This window comes from Streptomyces sp. BK022, assembly GCF_004217355.1.
GTDB classification, from domain to species: domain Bacteria; phylum Actinomycetota; class Actinomycetes; order Streptomycetales; family Streptomycetaceae; genus Streptomyces; species Streptomyces griseoluteus.
On sequence record NZ_SHKU01000001.1, the window covers coordinates 186,948 to 209,825 of the forward strand.

The window sequence follows — 22,878 nt, forward strand, 5'->3', positions numbered from 1 at the left end:
GAAGGCGGGCCACAGGGCCGCGAGGGACAACGGCGGTGGGCCGACAGCTGTCAGCAAGGCGGCGCTGGGGGCAGACGGTTCGGAATCAGCGCTTGATCGGTTCTGGAGAAGGCTGTTCTGTATGCGGACGGGGGCGGTCGCCGGCCGACGTAGTGGCCGTGACCACCAGAGATCCCCCGAGCAACAGCGACGTCAGCAGCACTCCGGTGGTGGGCGAGCAGAAGGAGACGGCGAATCCGGCAAGCGTCGGGCCCAGGGCCTGCCCGAGTTGCATGACCGTGTTGTTGAGCCCGAACACCGTGCCACGCGTCTCGGCCGACTCCCGCCGCGCCAGGGCGACCGTGAGCAAGGTGAAAACCTCGCACAACACCACGCAGTACAACGCGTATGCCGCGAGCACCGTCCACGTCGTGCGGGCGGCGAACAGCAGCACGCTGGCGGCCGCTCCACCCGTGAACACACCGAGAAGAAGGACACGCGTACCCAGCCGGTCCGTCAGCCGTCCCCAGCCGTAGGCGGTGAGGAGCGACGCCACACCCCCGACCGAGAAGGCCAGACCAGCCAGCCGACGTCCGGAGGCACCGCCGACCTCGGCGAGCTGGAGCGGCAGCAACACCTGCACAACGGCCGCGGCCATGCTGGTGAGCAGCACCACCGCCAGGACGGGGCGCAGACCCGACGTGCCGCGCGCACCGAGGCTGCGCAACGGTTGGAGCCACAGATGCCGGTCCCACAGCGGTGGTCGCTCCGCACCGGGCGCCCCGCGTTCACGGGGTACGAAGAGGGCGAGCAGGAAGCACAGCGCCATGAGCGCGGCGGCCACCGCATAGACCAGGACGAAGGAGTCGCCGGTCGTCAGCAAAGTACCGACGGCCGGACCGAGCAGGGCTCCCGCATTGCGGGCCACCGACAGCAGACTCATGGTGCGCCCGAGACGTTCCTCGGGGACATGACGGCTCAACAGGGCTGTCGCGGCGGGGATGAACCCGGAGGCGAGGCCCGCCAGGACGCGCAGCGCGAAGAGACTACTGGGTGTGACGGCCAGCGGGGTGAGTGCGTACACCACGGTCACCGCGGCCGCCGCGCGAAGCATCATCGCGCGCTGGCCGAACCGGTCCGCGAGCGCGCCCCAGAAGGGGTTGACGATCGCGCTGACCAGAAACGTCACGCCCACGATGGGCCCCAGCCAGGCTCCGACATGCCCGTGCCCCAGGTGCGCGACGTAGAGCGGCAGAATCGGGAAGTTCAGATAGAAGGCCGCCGAAGACAGGAAGGTGGCGAAGGTGACTGCCAGGACTGCCGGTCTGCTCCATGGCGTCGACCCGCCGGCACTGGGCTCTGTCACGTGATGCTCCTTCATGCTCCCCGGACGCGCGTACCCTGGTCAACGTGGTGGCGGCGCGATGCGAGCGCGCCGCCACCACATCTCAGGACCGCGAGGGTCAGAGGGCGGTACGGCCGTTGTCGGACGAGGCGTTGATGAGCGCGCGGCCGTTGTCGGACGAGGCGTTGATGAGCGCGCGGCCGTTGTCGGACGAGGCGTTGATGAGCGCGCGGCCGTTGTCGGACGAGGCGTTGATCAGGGCGCGGCCGTTGTCGGACGACGCGTTGATCAGCTCGGCGGTCTCAGCGGTGCGCTCGGTACCGAACTCGGCGAATTCGAAAGACATGTTCGATCCTCTCGTGGTGACTCTCTGTGCAGCCGAAGGTGGCTTGCGGCGTGATCGTGGCATCACGCCGACGAGGCGATCAATAGGGGAACGCTTTCCGGTCAGGCGTCCAAAATCCCTCCCTTGACACCCACGGGCCTGCTCGTTCAACAAGACGTTGATCCACGGGAAAGTAAAGAGCTCAGTATCGATGGGCCATACATTCAAGATCCCGCAAAAGCCCGACCTTGACCCTGAGGTAATGGAATGTCACTCCAGGTGATCTCGCTGGCGATCATTCACTCTCCGCCATCATCGCCCTGTGTTGTGACTTGAATCACTCGTGAAAATTGCTCGGGCGAATGACGATGCATGTCCGGAGCCGTCGCCCGGGCTCCCGGCTACCAGCCGATCGCCGGAAGCGGGTTGAGCGTGCGGGGCGGCCGGAGGCGCTCGAGCGGAACGCGGCAGTCGCGGGCCGGCGCGGCGTCGATCGCTGGGGCCTCGTCGAACGGCAGCGCCGTCCCCTGGCCGCTCACCGAGTACGGGTGAGGGCCGGTCGCGGAGGCAGGCCGAGGGCCTCTCGCCCAGGGTTCCCCGGTGCTGCGGACCTCGGGCAGGTCAGATCGGCGCGAGGGTGGACGGTCCGGTGGTTCGTTTGCAGGAGCTGACCGGCGAAGGGCACGTCTCGCTTCTCCGGGAATCGTCAGCCCAGGGCCAGTTCGCGCAGCGTGCGGACGCCCTGCTTCCCCCATCGGGCACGATCATCGTGGTCCGGTCGGTGTCCGCCGCCACCCGCGGGACATCACGTCGGACCTTCTGGGCCGGTGACCCGGTCACGGATGGAACCGCCACCGGCCCTCCGAGACGACGTCCACCTTGTCGCCGCGCACCCGGACCGCCGTGTCGTCGTCGATGAAGTGGATCGGGAAGTCCGCCCGCGCGACGATGCGATCGGCCCAGGCGTCGTCGCGTTCCGGGAAGTCCGGTGAGTACAGATGGGGCTTCAGGTACGAGTCGAGCAGGCCGAAGGGCGGGGTCACGGTGGACGCGCCGAGCAGGCGGAGGTCCGCCGTGTCCCCGATGACGTCGGCGGAGTGCTCGGTGAGATGCCGGCTGAGGATCATCGAGCCGGCGCTCAGCCCCACGTAGACCCGGTCGGCAAGGGCTTTCAGGAAGCCGTCGGCCAGGCCGTTGCCGGTGATGCTGCGGGCGAGGTGGTAGTGGTTGCCGCCGCCGACGTAGATGACGTCGGCGCGCAGCAGCCGGTCGAGCACCAGTTGCCGGGGCAGGCCGTTCAGCTCCAGGATGTCGAACTCCCGCCAGCCGAGACCGTGTACGCGGGTCATGTCGGCGAGGAGCCAGCCGTGGTCGCCGGACTCGGCCATGGACGCGGTGGGGACGTATACGAGGTTCGCCGAGCCGAACGGCCTGCCCAGCATGTCCCGCAGGGCGTCCTTCAGGGACTCGTTGCGCAGGCCGGCCGACGTCAGCAGAAGATTCATCGGCCGAGCCAATCACGGGTGCCGGCCGTGGGCAACGCCGTGCGGTACGGGTCGGCAGGCCCGGCGGAGTCCGGAGCCGACGGCGCGGGGACGAGTCGTGCGCGTCGCTCAGGCACCGGGGAGGAAGAGGCAGAACAGATGGCCGTGCGGATCGCGCAGCACGCGGACGTCGTTCTGCGGCTGGTGTTCCTCCACCGTCGCACCCAGGGCGCACGCACGCTCGGTCTCGGCGGCGAGATCGTCCACCTGGATGTCGAGGTGGGCCTGCATCTGCTGCTCGCCGGGGCCGGACGGCCAGGCCGGCGCGCGGTGGTCCTTCTCCAGCTGGAAGCTGAGACCGGGGCGTTCATGCTCCGGAGCCTTGAGCCGGACCCAGTCGGGCTCACGGTCGACCTCGTCCCAGCCCAACAGGGCGCGATAGAAATCGGCCAGCGCGGGGGGATCGGGGGTGCCGAGCACGAAGGCCGCGAGCAGTGTCGTCATGGTTCATCACTGCCCGCAGCCCATGGTCGTACGCGTCTGTCGTACGCGCCCGGAATTCGATTTCGGCGTCAGTTTCCGACGTACCAGTGGAATCCGCCGGTGTTCGCCGCCACGATCATGAGAATGGCGAAGACCACGAGGTCGACGATGCCGAGAACGACCGCCGCCTTCGCCATTCCCCGACCGCCCCGTGCGCCCGGCTGCCGTGTGGCGACCATGCCGAGGATGATCGCCAGGGGGCCGAGAACGACATTGAGGAAGAAAAAGCCGACAATGCCGCACACCAGGCCCGCGATAGCGAGACCGTTGGCCCGCGAACCGGATCGAGCGGTCGGCTGGCCACCGTAACTGGTCATGAGAACTCCCGTTCCATGAAAGGGGGAATGCCGTTACTTTGTGTCTCTGGGCTCCGGGTGCCCAGGGGGAGTTGCGGCATTCCCCAGGAATCCCGGGGTTAAGCGGAACCCCGGATTCACGACTCTCGTGCCGAAAGCGGGATCTTGGTCCCTTCCCTCGCTGCCCCGCGCCGAGCTTCGGAGGCACTCGCGTCGTTCCTCGTGCAACCTCGGGGTGTCGCGCCTGCCCGAGGTCCGATTCCGGGGCCAGGGCGCTACTCCGGCCACCCCGGGGTACCGGGTGCTCACCCAGGCGCCGATTCCGGTGATCTGAGCAAGGCCCGGAACACAGGGGGAGCATGATGACTACCGCCTCGGCGAAGCGGCTGCGGAAGAGCGCGGCGGACGTGTTCGGATGGGAGGAGCTGCGGCCGGAGCAACTCCTGGCGATGGAAGCGGTGATGGAGCGGCGGGACACGCTGGTCGTGATGCCCACGGGAGCCGGGAAGTCGGCCGTCTACCAGGTGCCGGGGCTGCTGCTGCCGGGGCCGACCGTCGTGGTGTCGCCGCTCGTCGCGCTCCAACGGGATCAGGTACGCGGGCTGCTGAACCGGGAGGGCGCGGAGGCGGCCGCCGTGAACTCCTCCCAGAGCGGCAGCGAGAACGCGGCGGTCTGGGACCGGATCAGCGAGGGTGACGTCGACTTCCTCTTCCTGGCGCCCGAGCAGCTCGCCAAGGACGAGGTGGTGGAGCAGCTCGCCGCCGCCGAGCCCGCGCTGTTCGTCGTGGACGAGGCCCAGTGCGTGTCGTCCTGGGGGCACGACTTCCGCCCCGACTACCTGCGGCTCGGCCAGGTCATCGACCGGCTCGGCCGGCCTCCCGTACTGGCCCTGACCGCGAGCGCCGCCGCACCCGTACGGGCCGACATCGTCAGTCAGCTCGGCATGCGGGACGTGCGCGAGGTGGTCACCGGCTTCGACCGGCCCAACATCCACCTGGAGGTCATCCCCTTCCAGGACGCCACCGCCAAGAAGCGAGCCGTCGTCGAACGCGCCGCCGCGGAGGCCAAGCCCGGCCTCGTGTACGCCGGTACGCGCCGGGAGGCCGAGGAGTACGCCGAGGAACTGAGCCTGCTCGGGCTGGACGCGGCCGCGTACCACGCGGGGCTGCCCGCGCGGGAGCGGGGCGAGGTGCACGACCGGTTCATGGCGGGCGAACTGGACGTGGTCGTGGCGACCTCCGCCTTCGGGATGGGCATCGACAAGCCCGACGTCCGTTTCGTGCTGCACGCCTCCGTCCCCGGCTCCCTGGACGCCTACTACCAGGAGATCGGCCGCGCCGGACGCGACGGCGAGAAGGCCCGCGCGATACTCGCGTACCGGCCCCAAGACCTCGGCATGCAGCGCTTCTTCGCAGCCGGGCGGCCGGACCCGGACACCGTCACCCAGGTCGTGAGCACGCTGGAGGAACACGACGGGCCCGTCCCGCCGACCGAGCTGCGCGAGCAGACCAACCTGACGTCGAGCCGCCTCACAGCCGTGGTCAACCTCCTGGAGCAGGTCGACGCCGTGCACACCACCGAGGACGGCGAACTGGAGGCGACCGGTACGGCCGGACCGGCCGACGCCGCCCAGCAGGCGATCGAACTGGGCGACGCCCATCAGCAGTTGGAGCGTTCCCGTGTCGACATGATGCGGGGCTACGCGGAGGCCACCGGCTGCCGGCGGCGCTTCTTGCTGGGCTACTTCGGACAGGGAGGCGAGCAGGACGAGTCCTGCGGCGCCTGTGACCGGTGTGAGGCGGCGGAACTGGCGGAGGAGGGCGGCGCGGAGTGCGGACCCGCCGTGCTCGCCGGCACGGGCGGGCCGATACCCGAGTCGACATCTCCGGCGCCCGCCGGGGACCCGCATCCCTTCCCGCCCGGCACTCTCGTACGGCACGAGCAGTGGGGGCAGGGGTCGGTCATGAGCGAGGAGAACGAGCGGCTGACGGTGCTGTTCGAGACGGTGGGGTACCGGACGTTGTCGCTCGAGGTGATCAACAGGAACCAGCTGCTGACCGTGTGCTGAGGGGGTGGGGGCGCACATGTGGGTTCCGGACATGTGCGTCCCCCACGTGTGGGCCCCGGACATGTGCCGTCCCCACACGTGGCTTCCCCACAGGTGGGAGGCGCACATGTGGGCCGACCCCGCCCCTCAGCCCAGCTTCCGCACCACGGCCAGTGACACCGCCGCCGCCGCGAACCCCAGCACCGCGCCCGCCGCGACATCCCCCGGATAGTGCACCCCGGTGTGGACGCGGGAGTACCCGACGGCGACCGCCAGGGACCCCAAGGGGACCGCGGCCGGAGGCAGGACGACGCCCACGGCAGTGGCGAAGGCGGTGGCCGAGGCCGTGTGCCCGGAGGGGAAGGACGCCGACTCGGGCATGCGCACGTGCCGGGCCACCGCCACCTGCGCCTGCTCCCGGTCGGGCCGGTGGCGGCGCACCATCCGCTTGCCGAGCAGGTTCGCCGCCGCCGATGCCAGCGTGACCGAAACGACCCCGGCCAGTGCCGCCCGGCGCGGCCGGCCCGGCAGCAGGGCGAGCCCCGCCGCGACGCCGAACGAGATCTTCGAGTGGTCGGCCGCGTGCGACAGCAGCCGCAGTGCCCGGTCCAGCGCGGGCGTCGGCGTGGCGGCCACGGCGGCGTACAGCGCGCCGTCGACCGCGCGGAGGTCACCGAGGACGGCGGAGGCGATGTCGCGGTCAGCCATGGTTCTCTCCTGGTGCCGTGCGCTCGGCGGGGCCGAACGCGAGGTCGAGCAGTTTCCGCCAGTCGACGGGCGGCGCGGGCGGCGGCACGCCGGGACGGTCGCGCGGCAGCAGCACCCGCAGGGCGCGTGGCCGTACCACGCAGGTGACGGGAGTGCGCAGCCACAGCGCCTCGCCGTCCACCGCCACCGGGATCTGCTCCTCCCCGGCCGTCACCTCGACCCGGTGCGCGGTCGTCACGGTGAGCCCCGGCGCCTGCGTACCCCGTACGGCCAGGTCCGCCGCCTGGGCCGCGTTCTCCACCCTGATCCCGATCACGCCCAGCTCACCGGTGTCGAGCCGCGGCCGGCGCCCGCCGCCGCTCAGCTCGTCGGGGGAGACGTACGGGTTGTTGCTGATCAGCAGCGCCTGCTGTTCGACGAGGCGGTCGCCGTCCACGTTCGCGGCGAGCCGTCGTACGCCTTCCCTGGCCAGCAGGTCCGGCATCAGGTTCAGGGCGGTGCCGGTCTTGTTGTCGCGGTACTCGGGGCTCTGCACGATGTCCGCGTAGACGCCGAAGGACACCGTGTTGACGAAGGGGCGGCCGGAGACGTCGCCGAGGTCGACACGGATCTCCTCACCGTCGGCCAGGGCGTCGAGGCAGCGGGCCGGGTCGGTGCGGTCGAGGCCGAGGTCCATCGCGAAGTGGTTGCGGGTGCCCGCGGAGATCACGAGGAACGGCAGGCGGTGCTCGGCGGCGACCGCCGCGACCAGCGCCTGCGTACCGTCGCCGCCCGCCACCCCCAGCAGATCGGCCCCCTTGGCCACGGCTTCCTCGGCCAGCTTGGTCACGTCGGCGGGTTGCGAGGGGTCCAGCAGGATCACTCGCGCGCCCAGATCCTCCGCCCGTCTCACCAGGTCGAAGCGGCCGACCTTGCCGTCGCCGGACTTCGGGTTCATGATCAGCACCGGATGTCTCGGCCGGCGCGCTCGGCTGGGCCGCTGGGTCCGGTGCGGTCGTGCCCTGCGCAGCGCCGCACGGCCGGTGAAGCCCGCGACCGACCAGCACGCGGCGGAGATGAGCGCGACCAGCCAGAGGCCGCTCCGCGTGATGAACACCAGGAAGCCGACCGGGGCGGCGACGGCGACGAGCGCGCCCAGCAGCCGCACCACGCCTCGCCGGGCCACGAACCACCAGACGCCGGCGGCGAAGAGCACCAGCCCGACCACCGCCGCGAGGGCCACGAACAGCCCGCCTCCGCCGACCGCGAGCAGCAGCACCACCACGCCGCCGATCGCAGTCACCACGGCGCACCGCGCGAGCAGCCGGGCGACCAGCCCCGCCCGGAACCGCACCGCTCGTGCCCCACCCATGACGTCCTCCCAGTGGATCTCGGCCCGCCCCGCACCCCCAGCCTGACGCAGCGCCGCGGCCGGGAGGTGCCCCGGTCGGCCGTATGGGCCCACGGGGTCATCCAAAGGTTGCCAAACACCGCGGTCGGGGATTCGAGAGGGGCATCAGCAAGGGGGCGACCCCGCCGCTCCCGGGCGCCTTTGTGCGGATAACTGTTCGCCATCTCGCCAGCCCTGACCGAGACTGGGGCGTTGACCACCGTGCGCAGAGAAAGCGGCCCGACGCTGACGTACAACCGGGACACCCTGCCCTTCCCCGACAACCTGGTACCGCGCCCCACGAGTATGCGGCACTGGGCCGACGTCGACCCGGCGCGCCATCCGTTCGCCTGGGACGGCGACGAGGAGGCGCGACTCCGCGCGCTGGTGATGGAGTGGGTGCCACCCGTGCTCTCCGGGATGGCGGGGCACTGGCAGGCGGAATACTGGTGCGCGGACCAGATCGACGCCATCGTCCGGGACCGCTACGGGAATTGGGCTCAGGGGTGGAACTGGTGCCATCGGCACGGCGGGCCCGTCGGCAGCTGGGTTTGCGGGACCAGCTCGGTGACGACCCCGGACGAGACCGCGACCGGTGTCGTGGGCGCGCTGCTGGAGTGGCGCCGCTGGCTGGAAGCGCTGGCCCGGCGGTTCGTGGAGCTGGCTCCGCCGCCGGACGCCTCGCCCGAGGAGAGCAGTTGGCACCTGGAGCGGGCGAGTGTCCGGCTGGTGACCATGGCACTGGACTCAGGCGCGGAGGGCGGTTGGCACGCGCTGGCCGCGCGAAGCCTGGGCTGGTTCCTCACCTCCACGGGCATGGACTGGGCCGAGGCCGACCAAGCGGTGGAACGGGCGATCGGGGGCCGGTTCGAGAGCTGGGTCGATCCCGGACGGGCGGTGATCGAATCCGTCGGCGAGGACCTGGCCGTCGACCTGACCGGCCATGCGCCCTATCGGGATCACCGGGAGCGGGAGGGGCTGGAGAACCTCCATGACCGGGGCTGACAGCCTGGCGGTGTGGCTGCGGGTGCGGGGGGAGGCGGCTTGGCATCGAGCGCCGCGCCTGGCGGCGCGGTCTCCCGTGGCCGACGGCTTCCGGGCGTGGTGTGAAGGCCCGGTCCGGCTGCGGGATTCCGGCCGGGCGGAGCGTCTGCTGGCCGCGTACGCCCTGGCGCGGGCCGATGCCGCGCGGGGTGCTCCGCTCGACTTCGGGCTGCTGTCGGGTTGGCAGCGTGCGGTTCTGGGCGGGGAGGCGCCGTTCCGCTCGGGGGACGCCTACGCGAAGGGCGGCCGTGAGCGTTACGCGCTGACCGTGCGCACCGAGGCCGATTTCGCCGCTTGCCTGCGCGAGGCGACCTCTTCGGATCTCCCGCTGTCGGGGCGTGCGGCTCGGGCCTACCTCGATGTGGCGTTCTTCCATCCCTTCGTGGACGGCAACGCCCGCGCGGCCCTGCTGGCCTTGGTGCACGTCCTGGCCCGCGAGGGTGTCGTCCTCCCGGAGGTGGGGCCGCTGCAGGTCACCCGGTACGCGGACGACGCCGAGGGGGCGGCGGATCTGGCGACGCTGGTCGGGGTGCTGAACCGGCGCCGTCAGGAAGCCACTTGAACAGGAGAAACGCAACTTCGACAGGGCTCGCGGCGGCCATTACCTTCACCCTGGTCCTCGGTCAAGGGAGACCCGCATGCCCCAGACAGCCCTGTACACGTTCGGCGTCCTGAAGGCGCCTCTCGCCGACGCCACCCCGCTCACGCGCGAGTTCTACGAGACAGGCGCGGCCGTGTACCGGGAGATCAGCCGGCGCCCCGGATACCTCGCGCATGCCGAACCGGCGGACGGTGAGCAGGGCGAGCTGTTCGGGGCCGACTGGGGCGCGTGGGGGGACTTCGCCGTCCCGGGCTGGTACGACAAGGGCCGTACGGCTGAGAGCACCGCCCTCGCTGCCACCCTCTCCCTCTGGACCGGCCTGCGCCCCGCCTTCGATGCCGTTTACACCGGTCTGCACCGCCAGGCGTTGGGCAGGCGTGACGACTGGTTCGACAGGTCAGGGCACCCCAATCACGTCCTCTGGTGGGTCTCCGACGGCGTGACACCCACCTGGCGGGACGGGGTCTCGCGACTGGAACACCTCCGGGACCACGGGCCCACGCCGCGCGCCTTCACCTTCTCTCGGGCGTTCACCCCGGACAAAGCCCCGGTCGTGGTGTCGCGACGGTGAGGTCCGGGTCCGGCGCGCCGAGGTGGCCGAACAGCTCGGGCGGCTCGCCGGTGATCCCCCACCGGGGGCGCCTTGACGTGTCCGGAACCCTCAATGCATCATTCCATTAGTTCATTGGTTGAAAGCGGGGTTCATTCGTGGCGTTCGCCTTCCGGATCGACCGGTCCAGTGGGGTACCCAGCTACGTCCAGATCGTCCAGCAGGTCCAACAGGCCCTTCGGCTGGGCCAGTTGGAACCCGGTGACCGTCTGCCGACCGCCCGTGCGGTCGTGGAGGCGACCGCGCTCAACCCCAACACCGTGCTCAAGGCGTACCGCGAGCTGGAGTCCCAGGGCCTGGTCGAGACCCGGCGCAGGCACGGGACGTTCATCACCGGCACGCTCGGCTCGTCCTCCGGCGACTCGCCCTGGCGGGCGGAACTGGCGGACGTGGCGGCGCGGGCCCGTACGGCGGGCCTGGAGCGCGAGGACCTCGCCGCGCTGTTCACCGCCGTCCTCGAAGACCTCTACCCGTCGAAGCACTCATCGAAGGAACCCGATGTCGTTCCCCACCAGCAGTCCTGAAGCGGCGCTCGCCGCGGACGGCGTCACCAGGAGATACCGGCGCAGCGGTCCGGACGCGCTCGGCGGCTGCACCTTCGCCGTCCCCGCCGGGGTCGTGTGCGCGCTCGTCGGACCGAACGGCGCCGGCAAGTCCACTTTGCTGGAGCTGGCTGCCGGGCTCCAGCGGCCCGCCTCCGGCACCCTGGAGGTCTTCGGCCGGCCCACGCGCGTCGGCAATCCGCGGGTCGCCTACCTGGCGCAGGACCGGCCCCTGTTCCCCCGGTTCACCGTCGCCGAGACGCTGCGCCTGGGCGCGCGGCTCAACGAGGGCCACTGGGACGCGGGGCTGGCCGGGCGGTTCGCCGACCCCTCCCGCTTCGGCAAGGGCGACCGTGTCGGCAGCCTGTCCGGCGGCGAGCGCACCCGGATCGCCCTGGCCCTCGCCCTCGGCAAGCGGGCCGATCTGCTGCTGCTCGACGAGCCCATGGCGGACCTGGACGTCCTCGCCCGCCAGGAACTGATGGGCCTGCTCATGGCGCACGTCGCCGACACCGGCGCGACGGTAGTCATGTCGTCGCACATCCTGTCCGAGCTGACCGACGTCTGCGATCATCTGCTGCTCCTCGACGCGGGTACCACCCGGCTGTGCGGCGACATGGACGAACTGACCGGCGCCCATGCCGTGGTGGCCTTCGCCGGGGGTGCCGAGCAGCTCGCCGGTCATGCCGTAGTCGAGTCCCGCCCCGCCGGGCGCGGCACCACCGCCCTGATCCGCCGCGCGGGTCCGCTCCCCGCCGACTGGGAGGTGCGGCCGCCCTCCGTGGAGGAGCTGGTGCTCGCGCACCTCACCGGATCGTCCCTTCCCGCCTCCATATCGCCTCGCAAGGACACCGCCGCATGAGCGCCGCCACAGCCGCCGCCCCGACGACTCCCCGGCCCGGCCGTCTCCGGCCCCTGGCGGGGATCGCCCTGCGCCAGTACTGGGTCCCCGGCGTGATCCTCCTGCTGCCGGCCCTGCTCATCGGCGTCCGGACCGTGTACCACTACTACGGCTGGGCCGACGCCGTCGCGCTGCGGAACCACGTCGGCAGCCAGGCGTACCACTTCGGGCGCTACGCGGCTGACGCCCATGTGATGACGGCGAAACTCATGGATGACGGCGCCATGCTCGCCTTCCAGCCGGCCCTGCTCGCCGCGCTGCTCACCGGTGTGCTGACCGCACGTGAATGGGAGAGCCGGCGTGTGGTCCTCGCCCTCACCCAGACGGTGACCCCCCGGCGCTGGTTCGGTGTCCGCTGGGCGACGCTGGCGGGGATCGTCGTGCTGCTGACCATCCCGCTGGTGGCGCTGTACCGGATGAGCGCCGTGCACGCCCTCGACCTCGACCTGCTCACCTACGGTGCCGAGCGGCAGAACGCGTACTACACGATCGGCCCGGTCACCGTCGCGTACGTCCTCCTCGGCGTCGCGGCCGGCGCGCTGACCGGCACGTACCTGCGCCGCGTGTGGCCGACCCTCATCGCCGCCCCGCTGCTGACCTGGCTGGTGGCCGCCGTGCTCGTCCGGTCCCGCGCGATGCTGCTGCTCGACCTCCCGGTCCTCTCCAAGGTGCACGGATTCCACCCCGGTGGCGTGTTCGGCCTGATGTTCTTCGACGCCCTGCCCCAGGACGCCTACCTCACCAACGCCCTCACCCCCGGCGACTACTGGCCGTACCAGCTCGCCTCCAGCGCCCTGGTCCTCGTGGCAGCGGCCCTGCTGACCCTGACCGCCTTCCGCGTCATCCGGCGCCGCACGGCCTGACCCCGACATGGTTCCGCCCCGGCGAAGGTAATCGCCGGGGCGGGGTGTCGAACCCACCCAGTGGCTCAGGCCGCGGCAGACCCGCTCTCCGCACCCCCCGGAATGCGTCCCGCCAGCGTGTTGCGCATGCTGGTTGGGGAGGTGCCATGGAAGGCGACGCCCGACGCGAGCGGACCCTTGAGACCTGCCCGCAGGCCATGCGCGTGGCCTGTGAGGCGCTGGCGGCCTCGCCGCTCGCGGTCCTCGTCCTCGACGACGAACTGCGGGTCACCGAGTGCAACGAGGCCGCGCACCACCTGCTGGCCGGCACCGACCCGACCGGCAAGGTGATCACCGACGTACTCCCGCTGCGCGATCCCGCGACCGAGACGGCCGACGCGCGCGACGTACGGACCAGCGGTGTGGCCTCGCTGAACCGGCTGATCCGCACCCGGAAGACTCCCCGGCAAGACCCCCGTACCCTCTGCCTCTCGCTCTTCCCGCTGCCGCCCGGAGAGGACGGTTCCGGGCTGCTCTGCACCATCGCGGACACCACCCCGGGGGAGGCGGACCCCGGCACCGACCCGCTGCGGCGGCTGGCGGCCATCCAGGGCGAGGTCGGAGAGACCCTCGACCACGACACCACCTGCGCCGAACTCGCCGAGGCGCTCGTTCCCGGCGCCGCCGACACCGTCGTCATCGCCCTCGCCGAGCACATGACCCAGGGCGAACCCCCGCCGCTGACCCGGGACCACCCCGAACCGCTGTGCCCGATCGCGTGCAGCGGTGCCCCCGAGGGCAGCCACGTGTGGCCCGCCGACCAGCGTCCCTTCGCCCCGCTCCTGGCCGCCCGCACTCCGCGCGCCGCCGACATCGAGGCCGACCCCGGCTGGCTGGACGCCGAACCCGCGCTGAAGCGCCTGCTGCGCGCGGCCGGGGCGCACGCGCTGCTCGCGGCACCGATCATGCGCGAGGGGACGGTGCTCGGTCTGCTTCTGCTCTACCGGGGCGAGACGCCGGCCCCGTTCTCCCGCGAGGACGTCGCCCTCGTGGAGAAGGTCTGCGCGCACACCGCGCGATGCCTGGACCACGCCAGCCGCTTCCACCGCGAGCACACCATCGCGCTCGCCATCCAGAACTCCCTGCTGCCGAGGCAGCCCCCGACCGGGGCCGCGCTCGACATCGCCGACCTGCGGCTGCCCGGCGAAGAGAGCGGGGGCGGCTGGTTCGACGTGATGCCGCTGTCGGGGGCGCGCACGGGGCTCGCCGTCGGCCAGGTCACCGGGTTCGGCGTACGGACCGCCACCACGATGGGCGAGCTGCGGACCGCCGGACGTTCCCTCGCCACGCTCGACCTCCAGCCGGGGGAGCTGCTGGCGCGGCTGAGCCGTACGACCGCCACGCTGGCCCGCGACCGGAGCGTGGCCCCGCTGGAGTCCGGGCGCCTGTGTGCCGGGTGCACCTACGCGGAGTGGGACCCGTTGTCGTGCGAGGTCACGGTCGCGCGGGCGGGCGGGCCCGAGGTCCTGCTCGTGCGTCCCGACGGCACGATCGACCCCATCACCACGCCCGAGGGGCCGTCCCTGGGCGGCCCGGCCGCGCCGATCCCGTCCGTCACAGCGGCCGTCCCGCCCGAGTCGCTGCTGATCCTGCACACCCCCGGCCTCACCGACGACCCGGCCGACGTACCCGGCCTCCTGCGCCGGGCCCTGGACCGGCTCCCCGACTCCGACGGCGTGGACCCGCGGGCTCTCTGCGACGAACTGTCCGACCTCCTCACCTCACGTCCGCGCGCGAGCGAGGCGCAGGTGCTCGTCTGCCGGGTCATGGCCTTCCCCCGTGACCGCGTCGCCACCCTCGCCCTGCCCGACGGCCCGCAGGCCGCGGAGGCGGCCCGCGCCTGCTGCGAGCAACACCTGCGGGAATGGGGGCTGGGCGAGGACATCCGCTTCAACGGCCAGCTGATCGTCAGTGAGTTCGCCGGCAACGCCGTCCGCCACGGCTCCCCGCCGGCCCGCCTCCGCCTCATCTTCGACCAGGCCCTGACGATCGAGGTCTCGGACACGGGCGGCAACGCGCCACTGCTGCGGCACGCGCAGGAAGGGGACGAGGGCGGGCGGGGGCTGTTCATCGTCTCGCAGCTCGCGGACCGGTGGGGGACCCGGTACGAGAGCGGGGGCGGGAAGACGATCTGGGCGGAGGTGGACACGCCGGAGAAGCGGGACGGGGGCGGGGGCTGACCCGCGGACACACCGGCATGCGGGCGGACACCGGCGCGAGCGGAGTCCCCGGGACCGAGAGGCCCCCCTCACGCACGGCGCGGGGCCGTCCGGCAGAACCTGGCACGTCAGCGTGGCGTGGCGGCTTCGGAGTTGCCCGGCACCCGGCCACACTCTGATCGCGCCTACTCTGCGTAATCAACGGTCCTCGGGTGACTGCGCGTGTCGCCCCTGGCCCCGTCACGCGGTGGGCGCCACCGTTTCCCCACCCGTTCCGAACTCGGAGGAGCCCCCTGGTGCCCAGCGACAATAGGGCCGTCGAGTGCCCGTTCGATTTCAGCGAGGCGCTTGAGTTCGACCCCGCGCTCGCCGACCTGATGCGGCGGGACACCCCTGCCCGCATCAGGCTTCCCTACGGCGACGCCGACGCCTGGCTCGTCACCGGGTTCGACGCCGTGAAGAGGGTGACCACGGACCCCCGGCTGAGCCGCGCGGGCATCATCCCCCACGACTACCCCCGGCTGACGCCGGAGCCCATCGTCTCGCCCGAGTCGATCAACGTCATGGACCCGCCGCACAGCAGCCGTGTCCGCCAACTGGCCTCGCAGGCGTTCACCCAGCAGCGCGCGGATGAGATGCGGCCCCGGATCGTCCGGCTCGCGGACAGCCTGCTGGACGCGATGGAGGAGCACGGGCCGCCGGCGGACGTGGTGGAGATGCTGGCCGACACGCTTCCCCAGCACACCGTCATGGACCTTCTCGGCGTCCCGCGCGAGGACTGGGCACCCCTGCAGGACACCGTGCGCCGGCTGCTGGCCGTCGGCGCCGGCACCAAGGAGGCCGCTGTGGCGGCCAAGGCCGACCTCACGTCGTACTTCGGTGAACTCGTCCAACAGCGGCGGAAGTCACCGGGCGAGGACCTCATCAGCCTGATGGCCGAGGCCCGGGACGGCGAGGACTGCCTCAGTGACCGGGAACTGGCGGTCACCGCCCTGACCCTGGCACTCAGCGGGCAGGACACGGCGACCTGCCAGATCAGCGACATCGTCTACCTGCTCCTCACCCGCCCCGAACTGGCCGACCACCTCAGGCACCGGCCCGGGGACCTGACCGACGTACTGAACGAGTTGCTGCGCTACATCCCGTTCCGCAACGGCGTCGGCATCCCCCGGCTGGCTCTCGAGGACCTGGAACTGGGCGGCGCCCAGATCCGGGCGGGCGACTTCGTCCACGTGTCGTACCTCGCGGCCAACCGCGATCCGGAGCGCTATCCGGACCCGGACGTCATCGACATCCACCGGCCCAGCCGTCCGCACATGACGTTCGGCTGGGGCGGACACCGCTGCATCGCCGTGCCCCTGGCGATGGCAGAACTCGAAGTGGCCATCGGGCGGCTCCTGGAGCGCTTCCCCGGACTGCGACTGGCCGTACCACCGGAGGAAGTGCGCTGGGACACCGAGACCATCCGGCGCTTTCCCCTGGAGCTGCCCGTGACCTGGTGAACCGGCCGTGGGCGGCGACCTTCGTCATGCGTGACCGTGATGCGACACTTCCGTCATGGACAAGGGGCGGGAGTCGCGGTGGGAGAAGGACGCGATGACGGTGGAGATCGGCTTTGCCGTGGTCTCTGCCGGTGTCCTTGCCGCGGTGGTCTTCGCCGCCGCTCTGGTCGTCACTCGCCTCTTCGGCCTCTCAGGCCAGGCGTCCGCGGGCGTGCTGACGGGAGGAGCCCTGGCCGGAGGGGCGGCCGGACTGTGGCGTCTGGTACATGTCCTGTACCGCTTCGACGTGGAGCGCCGTAGAGGCCGCTGACGCCGTGTTGCTCTCAGAGGCGGACCTCGGGTTTGTTCACCCTGAGGCCGGACATTCGCCCGTTGAGCCCCTGGTGGGAGAACGGATGTGGACCGCATCCACCTCCTGGGGCTGGAGTATGGAGGTGTCGTCTATGACCGCCGAGAACATCTGGAGCTACGGCCCGACCGCTGGGCACACGCCGGACGCCGATCTGAGCGGGTACAAGGTCGAGGCGCTCGACGGGCACATCGGCAAGGTGGACAAGCACTCGAACGACGTGGGGGAGCAGTACATCGTCGTGGACACCGGAGTGTGGATCTTCGGCAAGGAGGTGCTGCTCCCGGCCGGGACGATCACCGGGATCGACCACGAGGAGCGGACGCTGCACGTGGCGCGGACCAAGGAGCAGATCAAGGACGCGCCCGAGTTCGACAAGGACAAGCACCTCGGCGACCCGGCGTACCGGGACCAGATCAGCGGGCACTACGGCGGCCACGGCTCGGGGCACTGAGCGGGGCCTTCGTACGGAGGCGCGGGAGCAGGGCCCGGTGGTCCGGGGGAGCGGCCGCCGGGCCCTGGTGCCGTTCCCGGCGGGACACTGGACGAGACTTCTACAGCAATGTAGACAATGATGGTGAGCGGGACCGACCGGCCCCCGCCACCACCCCCGCTGGGAGGAACCGCCCCCGATGTTCGGCCTGAGTGAAGTCGCCCTGCTCCTCATCGTGTTGATCGTCCTCCTCGGCGTACGGAAGCTGCCCGGACTCGTCCGCTCGGCCGGCCAGGCCACCCGCATCTTCAAGAGCGAGGCCCGTGCCCTGCGCACCCAGGACGCCCCGCCCACCACGGGACCCGTCATCGAGGGCGCCGTCCTGCCCCGTGACGAACGGAGCTGAGGCGGCCCGGGGGCGGCCTACGATCTACCCGCGGCGGAAGGGGAAGGAGAGGGCGTGAACGACCAGCGGCGTACCCGGCGACGGGGACAGGGCGAGCTGGAGGGGCTGGTGCTCTCCGCCCTGCGCGAGGCCCGCGTGCCCGCGTCCGCCGGACGGGTGCAGGAGCACCTCGGCGGCGATCTCGCCTACACCACCGTCATCACCATCCTCACCCGCCTCCTGGCCAAGGGCGCCGTCACCCGGGAACGCGCGGGCCGCTCCTTCGTGTGGACCCCGGTCTCCGACCAGGCCGGCCTCGCCGCGCACCGGATGCGCAAGGTGCTGGACGGCGAGAGCGACCGCGAGGCGGTGCTGTCCCGCTTCGTCACCTCCCTCGAACCGGACGACGAGCGTCTCCTGCGGCACCTGCTGGGCGAGTCGGGCCCGGACGGAGAAGGCTGAGAGACCGATGGGCGTGTTCGTCCTGCTGCCGCTGGTGCTTCCCCTGACGGCGTGGCCGGTCGCCCGGCTTGCCGAACAGCGGCTGCACCCCCGCGCCGCGACATGGCTGCTGACCGTCACCGCCTGCGCGCTGGCCCTGTGCAGCACGCTCTGCCTGACCCTGCTCATGGTGGTCGGCACCGCCCAACTCCCCGGCAACCCGCTGCCGGACGCCTGGTCGGACGACGAGGTGCGGGAGGCCGTCCCGTACGACGAGGTGGCGGGCCAGGCCGCGATCCCCGCCCTGCTCGCCGTGCTCGCGGGCTGCTCGCGCGTGCTCTGGCGGCATCTGCGGGTACGGCGACGCGCCGAGCGGAGCCTCGCGGGTCTGCCCCGGCGCACGGTCGCCGTACTGCCCGACCCGGAGCCCTACGCGTACGCCCTGCCCGGCCGGGACGGGGGGCGGGTGGTGGTGTCGGCCGGCCTGCTGAACCGGCTGGCCGCCCGCGAGCGCCGGGCGCTGTTCGCGCACGAGAGAGCGCATCTCGCGGGCGCCCACCACCGGTTCCTGCTGCTGGTCCAACTGGCCGCGCGGGCCAATCCGTTCCTGCGTCCCCTGCGCACCGCCGTGTCGTACACCGTGGAGCGGTGGGCTGACGAGGAGGCGGCCGGGGTGGTGCGCAGCCGGCAGGCGGTGGCCCGCGCCATCGGCAGGGCGGCGCTGGTCTCGCGGCCGCACGCCGTCCTGGCCGGGTTCGCGGCGCCGGGACCCGTACCGCGCCGGGTGGCCGCGCTGTTGGGCCCCGCCCCCGTCGTACACGTCTGGCCCTCGCTGTTCACCGCCGTGGGAGTGGCCGCCTGGACAGCCGCGGCCGGGACGATGATCTCGGCGCTGTCCTCGGCCAATTCGGCGGTGACGCTCTTCCTCGTGCTGAAGGCGGCCACCCCGTTGTAGAGGTGGCCGCCCCGGAGCCCCGGACGCGTCTCAGAGGTCGAACTCGTGCGGCGGCAGGTCGAGGGCGAAGCACGCCTCGCGGACCACCGCCTGCTCGCCCTTGTCGAAGTCGCCGTCCGCGCCGCCGATCACGATGCCGATCTGGATGACGGCACGCGCCTCGGCGGGCTTCTTCTTCGCCTTGGCGATCTCCTGGAGGACGCTGACCTTGCCGAAGTCGTAGTCGGCGGTCAGCTTGCCGAGGTTGTCCTCGAACCGGCGCTGGAGGTCCATCGCGTCGAAGTTCTGCAGCACCTCGTTGCCGGCGATGAGTTGGGCGACCCGGCGCCGCTCGGACGGGTCCACCGTGCCGTCGGCCGCCGCCACCAGCGCGCACATCGCCATCGACGCGTCACGGAAGGCGCCGCTCTTGAGGTCGTTCTTCCGCGCCACCAACTGCGTCTGCATGGTGGCGGCGGAATCCTTGATGCGGTCCCACAGGGCCATGAGTACTCCAGATCTCGAATCGGAAGGAGCCGCGCCGCTGCCCGGCTCCCATGTGTCCTTCGCGGGGAAGGGGTTCCTCAGTCCTCTTCTTCGTCGTCCTCGAAGAAGTCACCCACCTCGTCCACGACTTCGGCCGCGACCATGCCGCCGACCACGCCGACGGCCAGCCCGGCCGCGCCCGCCGCGACGGCGGTGCCCATGCCCATGCCGGGACGTGAGCCGTGGTGCGGCTCGGCGTACACCGCTGCCGTACGACTTTCCAGCAGCTGCCGGAACCAGCCGTCGACCAGCGAGTTCCAGTCCACGCCGGTCACGTCGTGGGACACGGTGAACCGGCCGAGCGCGTCATGCCCGCCGCCCGGGAAAGCGCCCCGCTTGTCGGCCTCCACCACGACCTCCACGCCACCGGGGTGGGCGAGGAAGGTCAGCTCGAACTCGTTTGCCCCGTAGGCGTACTGCGGAGCCGGGGTCAGCTCGATCTCCTGGTAGAAGGGGAGTCGCTGACCCGTACCGCCGATACGCCCGTACTCCAGGTCGGCCGACCGGAAGCCGAAGCCCAGTTGGCCCAGCGCCTCCAGCACGGCCTCCTGAACCGGCAGCGGGCGTACGGCCAGGGGGTCGAGGTCGCCCTTGTCCCGCGACCCCGTGACGGCCAGCTCGGTCCGTACCCCCAGCACGATGCCGAGCGGCTGCCCGTACAGCTCGGTGACCGGGGTCTCCCACGGCAGTGGCACGTCGAACCGCACCGCGCGCTGTTCGCCCTCGCCGAGCCGGAACCCGCCGCCCACGGTGAAGCGTTCGAAGACGGCCGAGCCCTCGCTCTCCCCGTCCTCGTGCTCCGCCTCCACCCGGGCGACCAGCTCCAGCGTGATGTGGTCGACGTCGACCGCGGCGGAACCGCCCGCGAGGCGGACCTCTCCCGACAGCGTGCCGCCGGGCAGCGCGGCACCGGGGTCCAGGACGGTGTCCACCGTGGGCCCTCCCACACCGAGCGAGCCGAGCAGCCTCTTGAACACCATGCGGCGTCCACTCCCTTTCCTGCTTCTACACGTGTGTAGAAGCATAGGCGGGGTCGGAGCCCCGGTCCACCAACGAGCCGGAGTGGCGCCGACGTTCCAGCGATCCGGCGGATCAGGCCCGGCCTCGCCGACGATCCCCGGCGCCGCCGAGGGTGCGCTCGGCCGGGTGCCCGCCGGCGGACCGGGCGCCGCACCGCTGCCGGGCATCCACGATCTGTACGCCTCCGACCCGTCCATGAGGCTGTAACTCGCCTACGAGACAACAGAGTTGGAGCACAACTCTGGTCGCCCCGCACCCCCTGGGCTACCGTCGGTAACACCTGCCGACGGCGACCGTCAGCACATCCCCCCTGCCTCGGCAGCCTTCGTCCGTCACCCCGCACCGCCGGTACCCCTTTGACGAAAGGCAGCCATGGACCACCCCATCGCTCCCGCAGGGATCACCCGTCGCCGCGCCCTCACCGTCACCGGTGGGATGCTCGCCGGGGCGGCACTGGCCGGCCATGCCTTCCCGGCCTTCGCCGGGGAGTCGCAGGACGCGGACGCCATCGTCGTCGGGCACGGCCTCGCCGGGCTGGTCGCCACCGCCGAACTGGCCGCCGCCGGACGGAAGGTGCTGCTGCTGGACCAGGAACCGGAGGCGAGTCTCGGCGGGCAGGCGTTCTGGTCGTTCGGCGGCCTGTTCTTCGTCAACTCCGAGGAACAGCGGCTGATGGGCGTCAAGGACACCCATGACCTCGCCTGGCAGGACTGGCTGGGCAGCGCCGGGTTCGACCGGGGCGTGGCCGACCCGGCGGGTCAGGACCACTGGGCGTACAAGTGGGCCGAGGCGTACGTCGACTTCGCGTCCGGGGAGAAGCGGTCCTGGCTCGCCGGGCTGGGTGTGCAGTGGTTCCCGATCGTCGGCTGGGCCGAGCGCGGCGGGGGCCTCGCGGACGGGCACGGCAACTCGGTACCGCGCTTCCATGTCACCTGGGGCACCGGTCCGGCCGTGGTCGAGCCGTTCGAGAAGAAGGTGCGGGCGGCGGTGGCGGCCGGGAAGGCCGCCTTCAGATTCCGGCACCGCGTCGACGGCATCGTCACCACGGGCGGCGCCGTGACCGGCGTACGGGGTGCCGTCCTCGAACCCAGCACCGCCGCCCGCGGCAAGCCCAGCTCCCGTACGGTGATCGGCGAGTTCGAGCTGCGCGCGCCGGTCGTGGTCGTCACCTCCGGCGGCATCGGCGCCAACCACGACCTCGTACGCCAGAACTGGCCCGCGCGGCTCGGCACACCGCCCAAGAACATGGTCACCGGAGTGCCCGCGCACGTCGACGGACGCATGCTCGCCATCACCGAGCGGGCGGGCGGCCGCATCGTCAACCCGGACCGGATGTGGCACTACACCGAGGGCCTGCGCAACTACGACCCGATCTGGCCCGGCCATGGCATCCGCATCCTGCCCGGACCGTCCTCCATGTGGTTCGACGCCACCGGCAAACGCTTCGGTACCCCCGACATCCCCGGTTACGACACCCTGCACACCCTCGGCTCGATCACCGCGTCCGGCTACGACTACTCGTGGTTCGTGACCACACAGAAGATCATCGCCAAGGAGTTCGCGCTCTCCGGCTCGGAGCAGAACCCGGACCTCACCGACAAGAACGTCTGGCAGCTGCTGTCCCGGATCTGGCAGACGCCCGAGCCGATCGAGAAGTTCAAGAAGAACGGCGCCGACTTCGTGGTCGCCTCGTCGCTGTCCGAGCTGGTGGCCGGGATGAACAAGCTGACCGGCGACAACCTGATCGACCTGGCCCGGCTGAAGGGGCAGATCGAGGCACGCGACCGGGAGATGGACAACCCCTACACCAAGGACGCGCAGGTCATGGGCATTCGCAACGCCCTCTCCTACATCGGGGACTCGCTCAGCCGGACCGCCCCCGCGCACAAGATCCTCGACCCGTCGGCAGGCCCGCTGATCGCCGTACGGCTCAACGTGCTCACCCGCAAGACCCTCGGCGGGCTCCAGACGGACCTGACCGGGCGCGTGCTCGGCGCCTCCGGGGAACCGGTGCCGGGGCTGTACGCGGCCGGGGAGGTCGCGGGCTTCGGCGGCGGCGGAGTGCACGGTTACCGCTCGCTGGAGGGCACCTTCCTCGGCGGCTGCCTCTTCTCCGGACGCCAGGCGGGCCGGGCAGCGGCCGCGGCGACGGCGACCTGAGCAGGGGGTCGGGGCAGGCCTGCTGCGGGCTGCGGGGGTCACCGGTATGGGTGAACATCTGTCGGTGTCAAGCCCCCGTAAGCGCGGTTTTTTCGTGATCGCAGGGACGGGACGGGACAAGAAGCGGTGATTTGGCGGCGACTCGGGGCATCACCGACCATTGGGTCTGGCCCGGTGCCCCGGGAAGGCCGTTCACCTGGCCTTTTCTCGTGAGCCAGGTCACCGCCCGTCCCCCCTCTGTGCCGGTCACGG

Annotated in this window: 25 protein-coding genes; 16 read left to right on the top strand and 9 right to left on the bottom strand. The window is 71.6% G+C overall.

The window, feature by feature from the left end; all coding sequences use genetic code 11:
* Positions 1-85 precede the first annotated feature (85 nt).
* The 5 genes from EV284_RS00880 to EV284_RS00905 all read right to left on the bottom strand — a co-directional run bounded on the left by EV284_RS00880 (position 86) and on the right by EV284_RS00905 (position 3,993).
* The gene (locus tag EV284_RS00880; protein WP_130329271.1) at positions 86-1,360 is read right to left on the bottom strand and encodes an MFS transporter; all 1,275 of its coding nucleotides are present in this window, start codon (positions 1,358-1,360) and stop codon (positions 86-88) included.
* A gap of 82 nt (positions 1,361-1,442) precedes the next feature.
* Positions 1,443-1,670, bottom strand: coding sequence for a hypothetical protein (locus tag EV284_RS00885; RefSeq protein ID WP_130329273.1), 228 nt, complete (start codon positions 1,668-1,670; stop codon positions 1,443-1,445).
* Positions 1,671-2,485: 815 nt separating this feature from the next.
* Positions 2,486-3,154, bottom strand: coding sequence for a Type 1 glutamine amidotransferase-like domain-containing protein (locus tag EV284_RS00895; protein WP_130329275.1), 669 nt, complete (start codon positions 3,152-3,154; stop codon positions 2,486-2,488).
* A gap of 108 nt (positions 3,155-3,262) precedes the next feature.
* On the bottom strand, positions 3,263-3,637 hold the full coding sequence (locus tag EV284_RS00900; RefSeq protein WP_130329277.1) for a VOC family protein: 375 nt from the start codon (positions 3,635-3,637) through the stop codon (positions 3,263-3,265).
* 68 nt (positions 3,638-3,705) lie between these two features.
* Positions 3,706-3,993, bottom strand: coding sequence for a DUF4190 domain-containing protein (locus tag EV284_RS00905; protein WP_130329279.1), 288 nt, complete (start codon positions 3,991-3,993; stop codon positions 3,706-3,708).
* A 341-nt stretch (positions 3,994-4,334) separates the two neighbouring features.
* Between EV284_RS00905 and EV284_RS00910 the strand changes: the two genes are divergently transcribed.
* Positions 4,335-6,041, top strand: coding sequence for a RecQ family ATP-dependent DNA helicase (locus EV284_RS00910; protein WP_130330929.1), 1,707 nt, complete (start codon positions 4,335-4,337; stop codon positions 6,039-6,041).
* Positions 6,042-6,167: 126 nt separating this feature from the next.
* On the opposite strand, the gene EV284_RS00915 is transcribed toward EV284_RS00910, so the two are convergent.
* Both EV284_RS00915 and EV284_RS00920 read right to left on the bottom strand, forming a co-directional pair.
* The gene (locus EV284_RS00915) at positions 6,168-6,728 is read right to left on the bottom strand and encodes a phosphatase PAP2 family protein (protein ID WP_130329281.1); all 561 of its coding nucleotides are present in this window, start codon (positions 6,726-6,728) and stop codon (positions 6,168-6,170) included.
* Complete coding sequence (locus EV284_RS00920) at positions 6,721-8,079, bottom strand: diacylglycerol kinase family protein (RefSeq protein WP_130329283.1); 1,359 nt, start codon at positions 8,077-8,079, stop codon at positions 6,721-6,723. Before EV284_RS00920 ends, EV284_RS00915 begins: the two co-directional genes overlap by 8 nt.
* A gap of 240 nt (positions 8,080-8,319) precedes the next feature.
* Between EV284_RS00920 and EV284_RS00925 the strand changes: the two genes are divergently transcribed.
* The 13 genes from EV284_RS00925 to EV284_RS00980 all read left to right on the top strand — a co-directional run bounded on the left by EV284_RS00925 (position 8,320) and on the right by EV284_RS00980 (position 18,921).
* On the top strand, positions 8,320-9,102 hold the full coding sequence (locus tag EV284_RS00925; protein WP_242625592.1) for a hypothetical protein: 783 nt from the start codon (positions 8,320-8,322) through the stop codon (positions 9,100-9,102).
* Complete coding sequence (locus tag EV284_RS00930) at positions 9,089-9,703, top strand: Fic family protein (RefSeq protein ID WP_130329285.1); 615 nt, start codon at positions 9,089-9,091, stop codon at positions 9,701-9,703. Before EV284_RS00925 ends, EV284_RS00930 begins: the two co-directional genes overlap by 14 nt.
* Positions 9,704-9,779: 76 nt before the next feature.
* Complete coding sequence (locus EV284_RS00935) at positions 9,780-10,313, top strand: DUF3291 domain-containing protein (RefSeq protein WP_130329287.1); 534 nt, start codon at positions 9,780-9,782, stop codon at positions 10,311-10,313.
* A 137-nt stretch (positions 10,314-10,450) separates the two neighbouring features.
* Positions 10,451-10,876 (top strand): GntR family transcriptional regulator, encoded by a 426-nt coding sequence (locus tag EV284_RS00940; protein ID WP_130329289.1) that lies wholly within the window; start codon positions 10,451-10,453, stop codon positions 10,874-10,876.
* Positions 10,851-11,756, top strand: coding sequence for an ABC transporter ATP-binding protein (locus EV284_RS00945; protein ID WP_130329291.1), 906 nt, complete (start codon positions 10,851-10,853; stop codon positions 11,754-11,756). Before EV284_RS00940 ends, EV284_RS00945 begins: the two co-directional genes overlap by 26 nt.
* Positions 11,753-12,658, top strand: coding sequence for a hypothetical protein (locus EV284_RS32525; RefSeq protein WP_165425419.1), 906 nt, complete (start codon positions 11,753-11,755; stop codon positions 12,656-12,658). Before EV284_RS00945 ends, EV284_RS32525 begins: the two co-directional genes overlap by 4 nt.
* Positions 12,659-12,804: 146 nt before the next feature.
* Positions 12,805-14,877 (top strand): SpoIIE family protein phosphatase, encoded by a 2,073-nt coding sequence (locus EV284_RS00950; RefSeq protein ID WP_165425420.1) that lies wholly within the window; start codon positions 12,805-12,807, stop codon positions 14,875-14,877.
* 275 nt (positions 14,878-15,152) lie between these two features.
* Entirely contained in the window at positions 15,153-16,358 is a 1,206-nt protein-coding gene (locus EV284_RS00955) for a cytochrome P450 (protein WP_130329295.1), read from the top strand.
* A 55-nt stretch (positions 16,359-16,413) separates the two neighbouring features.
* Positions 16,414-16,668 (top strand): DUF6332 family protein, encoded by a 255-nt coding sequence (locus tag EV284_RS00960; protein ID WP_130329297.1) that lies wholly within the window; start codon positions 16,414-16,416, stop codon positions 16,666-16,668.
* A 133-nt stretch (positions 16,669-16,801) separates the two neighbouring features.
* On the top strand, positions 16,802-17,161 hold the full coding sequence (locus EV284_RS00965) for a PRC-barrel domain containing protein (RefSeq protein ID WP_130329299.1): 360 nt from the start codon (positions 16,802-16,804) through the stop codon (positions 17,159-17,161).
* 178 nt (positions 17,162-17,339) lie between these two features.
* Positions 17,340-17,546: a twin-arginine translocase TatA/TatE family subunit gene (locus EV284_RS00970; protein ID WP_130329301.1), complete on the top strand. Its 207-nt coding sequence runs from the start codon at positions 17,340-17,342 to the stop codon at positions 17,544-17,546.
* Positions 17,547-17,600: 54 nt separating this feature from the next.
* On the top strand, positions 17,601-17,987 hold the full coding sequence (locus tag EV284_RS00975; protein WP_130329303.1) for a BlaI/MecI/CopY family transcriptional regulator: 387 nt from the start codon (positions 17,601-17,603) through the stop codon (positions 17,985-17,987).
* Positions 17,988-17,994: 7 nt separating this feature from the next.
* Positions 17,995-18,921, top strand: a complete 927-nt coding sequence (locus EV284_RS00980; protein WP_130329305.1) for a M56 family metallopeptidase — start codon at positions 17,995-17,997, stop codon at positions 18,919-18,921.
* Positions 18,922-18,951: 30 nt separating this feature from the next.
* On the opposite strand, the gene EV284_RS00985 is transcribed toward EV284_RS00980, so the two are convergent.
* Both EV284_RS00985 and EV284_RS00990 read right to left on the bottom strand, forming a co-directional pair.
* The gene (locus EV284_RS00985) at positions 18,952-19,407 is read right to left on the bottom strand and encodes a TerB family tellurite resistance protein (RefSeq protein ID WP_130329307.1); all 456 of its coding nucleotides are present in this window, start codon (positions 19,405-19,407) and stop codon (positions 18,952-18,954) included.
* 77 nt (positions 19,408-19,484) lie between these two features.
* On the bottom strand, positions 19,485-20,426 hold the full coding sequence (locus tag EV284_RS00990) for a sporulation protein (RefSeq protein ID WP_130329309.1): 942 nt from the start codon (positions 20,424-20,426) through the stop codon (positions 19,485-19,487).
* An 82-nt stretch (positions 20,427-20,508) separates the two neighbouring features.
* Between EV284_RS00990 and EV284_RS32530 the strand changes: the two genes are divergently transcribed.
* Both EV284_RS32530 and EV284_RS00995 read left to right on the top strand, forming a co-directional pair.
* Complete coding sequence (locus EV284_RS32530; RefSeq protein ID WP_165425421.1) at positions 20,509-20,673, top strand: hypothetical protein; 165 nt, start codon at positions 20,509-20,511, stop codon at positions 20,671-20,673.
* A gap of 165 nt (positions 20,674-20,838) precedes the next feature.
* Positions 20,839-22,626 carry an FAD-binding dehydrogenase gene (locus tag EV284_RS00995; protein WP_130329311.1) on the top strand — a complete coding sequence of 596 codons (1,788 nt, stop codon included), beginning with the start codon at positions 20,839-20,841 and terminating at the stop codon, positions 22,624-22,626.
* Positions 22,627-22,878: the final 252 nt, after the last annotated feature.

What these genes read in the sequence shown, in the direction of transcription:
- EV284_RS00880 (WP_130329271.1), bottom strand. Translation starts at nt 1,360, where the DNA reads ATGAAGGAGCATCACGTGACAGAGCCCAGTGCCGGCGGGTCGACGCCA.
- EV284_RS00885 (WP_130329273.1), bottom strand. Translation starts at nt 1,670, where the DNA reads ATGTCTTTCGAATTCGCCGAGTTCGGTACCGAGCGCACCGCTGAGACC.
- EV284_RS00895 (WP_130329275.1), bottom strand. Translation starts at nt 3,154, where the DNA reads ATGAATCTTCTGCTGACGTCGGCCGGCCTGCGCAACGAGTCCCTGAAG.
- EV284_RS00900 (WP_130329277.1), bottom strand. Translation starts at nt 3,637, where the DNA reads ATGACGACACTGCTCGCGGCCTTCGTGCTCGGCACCCCCGATCCCCCC.
- EV284_RS00905 (WP_130329279.1), bottom strand. Translation starts at nt 3,993, where the DNA reads ATGACCAGTTACGGTGGCCAGCCGACCGCTCGATCCGGTTCGCGGGCC.
- EV284_RS00910 (WP_130330929.1), top strand. Translation starts at nt 4,335, where the DNA reads ATGACTACCGCCTCGGCGAAGCGGCTGCGGAAGAGCGCGGCGGACGTG.
- EV284_RS00915 (WP_130329281.1), bottom strand. Translation starts at nt 6,728, where the DNA reads ATGGCTGACCGCGACATCGCCTCCGCCGTCCTCGGTGACCTCCGCGCG.
- EV284_RS00920 (WP_130329283.1), bottom strand. Translation starts at nt 8,079, where the DNA reads ATGGGTGGGGCACGAGCGGTGCGGTTCCGGGCGGGGCTGGTCGCCCGG.
- EV284_RS00930 (WP_130329285.1), top strand. Translation starts at nt 9,089, where the DNA reads ATGACCGGGGCTGACAGCCTGGCGGTGTGGCTGCGGGTGCGGGGGGAG.
- EV284_RS00935 (WP_130329287.1), top strand. Translation starts at nt 9,780, where the DNA reads ATGCCCCAGACAGCCCTGTACACGTTCGGCGTCCTGAAGGCGCCTCTC.
- EV284_RS00945 (WP_130329291.1), top strand. Translation starts at nt 10,851, where the DNA reads ATGTCGTTCCCCACCAGCAGTCCTGAAGCGGCGCTCGCCGCGGACGGC.
- EV284_RS32525 (WP_165425419.1), top strand. Translation starts at nt 11,753, where the DNA reads ATGAGCGCCGCCACAGCCGCCGCCCCGACGACTCCCCGGCCCGGCCGT.
- EV284_RS00950 (WP_165425420.1), top strand. Translation starts at nt 12,805, where the DNA reads ATGGAAGGCGACGCCCGACGCGAGCGGACCCTTGAGACCTGCCCGCAG.
- EV284_RS00960 (WP_130329297.1), top strand. Translation starts at nt 16,414, where the DNA reads ATGGACAAGGGGCGGGAGTCGCGGTGGGAGAAGGACGCGATGACGGTG.
- EV284_RS00965 (WP_130329299.1), top strand. Translation starts at nt 16,802, where the DNA reads ATGACCGCCGAGAACATCTGGAGCTACGGCCCGACCGCTGGGCACACG.
- EV284_RS00970 (WP_130329301.1), top strand. Translation starts at nt 17,340, where the DNA reads ATGTTCGGCCTGAGTGAAGTCGCCCTGCTCCTCATCGTGTTGATCGTC.
- EV284_RS00980 (WP_130329305.1), top strand. Translation starts at nt 17,995, where the DNA reads ATGGGCGTGTTCGTCCTGCTGCCGCTGGTGCTTCCCCTGACGGCGTGG.
- EV284_RS00985 (WP_130329307.1), bottom strand. Translation starts at nt 19,407, where the DNA reads ATGGCCCTGTGGGACCGCATCAAGGATTCCGCCGCCACCATGCAGACG.
- EV284_RS00990 (WP_130329309.1), bottom strand. Translation starts at nt 20,426, where the DNA reads ATGGTGTTCAAGAGGCTGCTCGGCTCGCTCGGTGTGGGAGGGCCCACG.
- EV284_RS00995 (WP_130329311.1), top strand. Translation starts at nt 20,839, where the DNA reads ATGGACCACCCCATCGCTCCCGCAGGGATCACCCGTCGCCGCGCCCTC.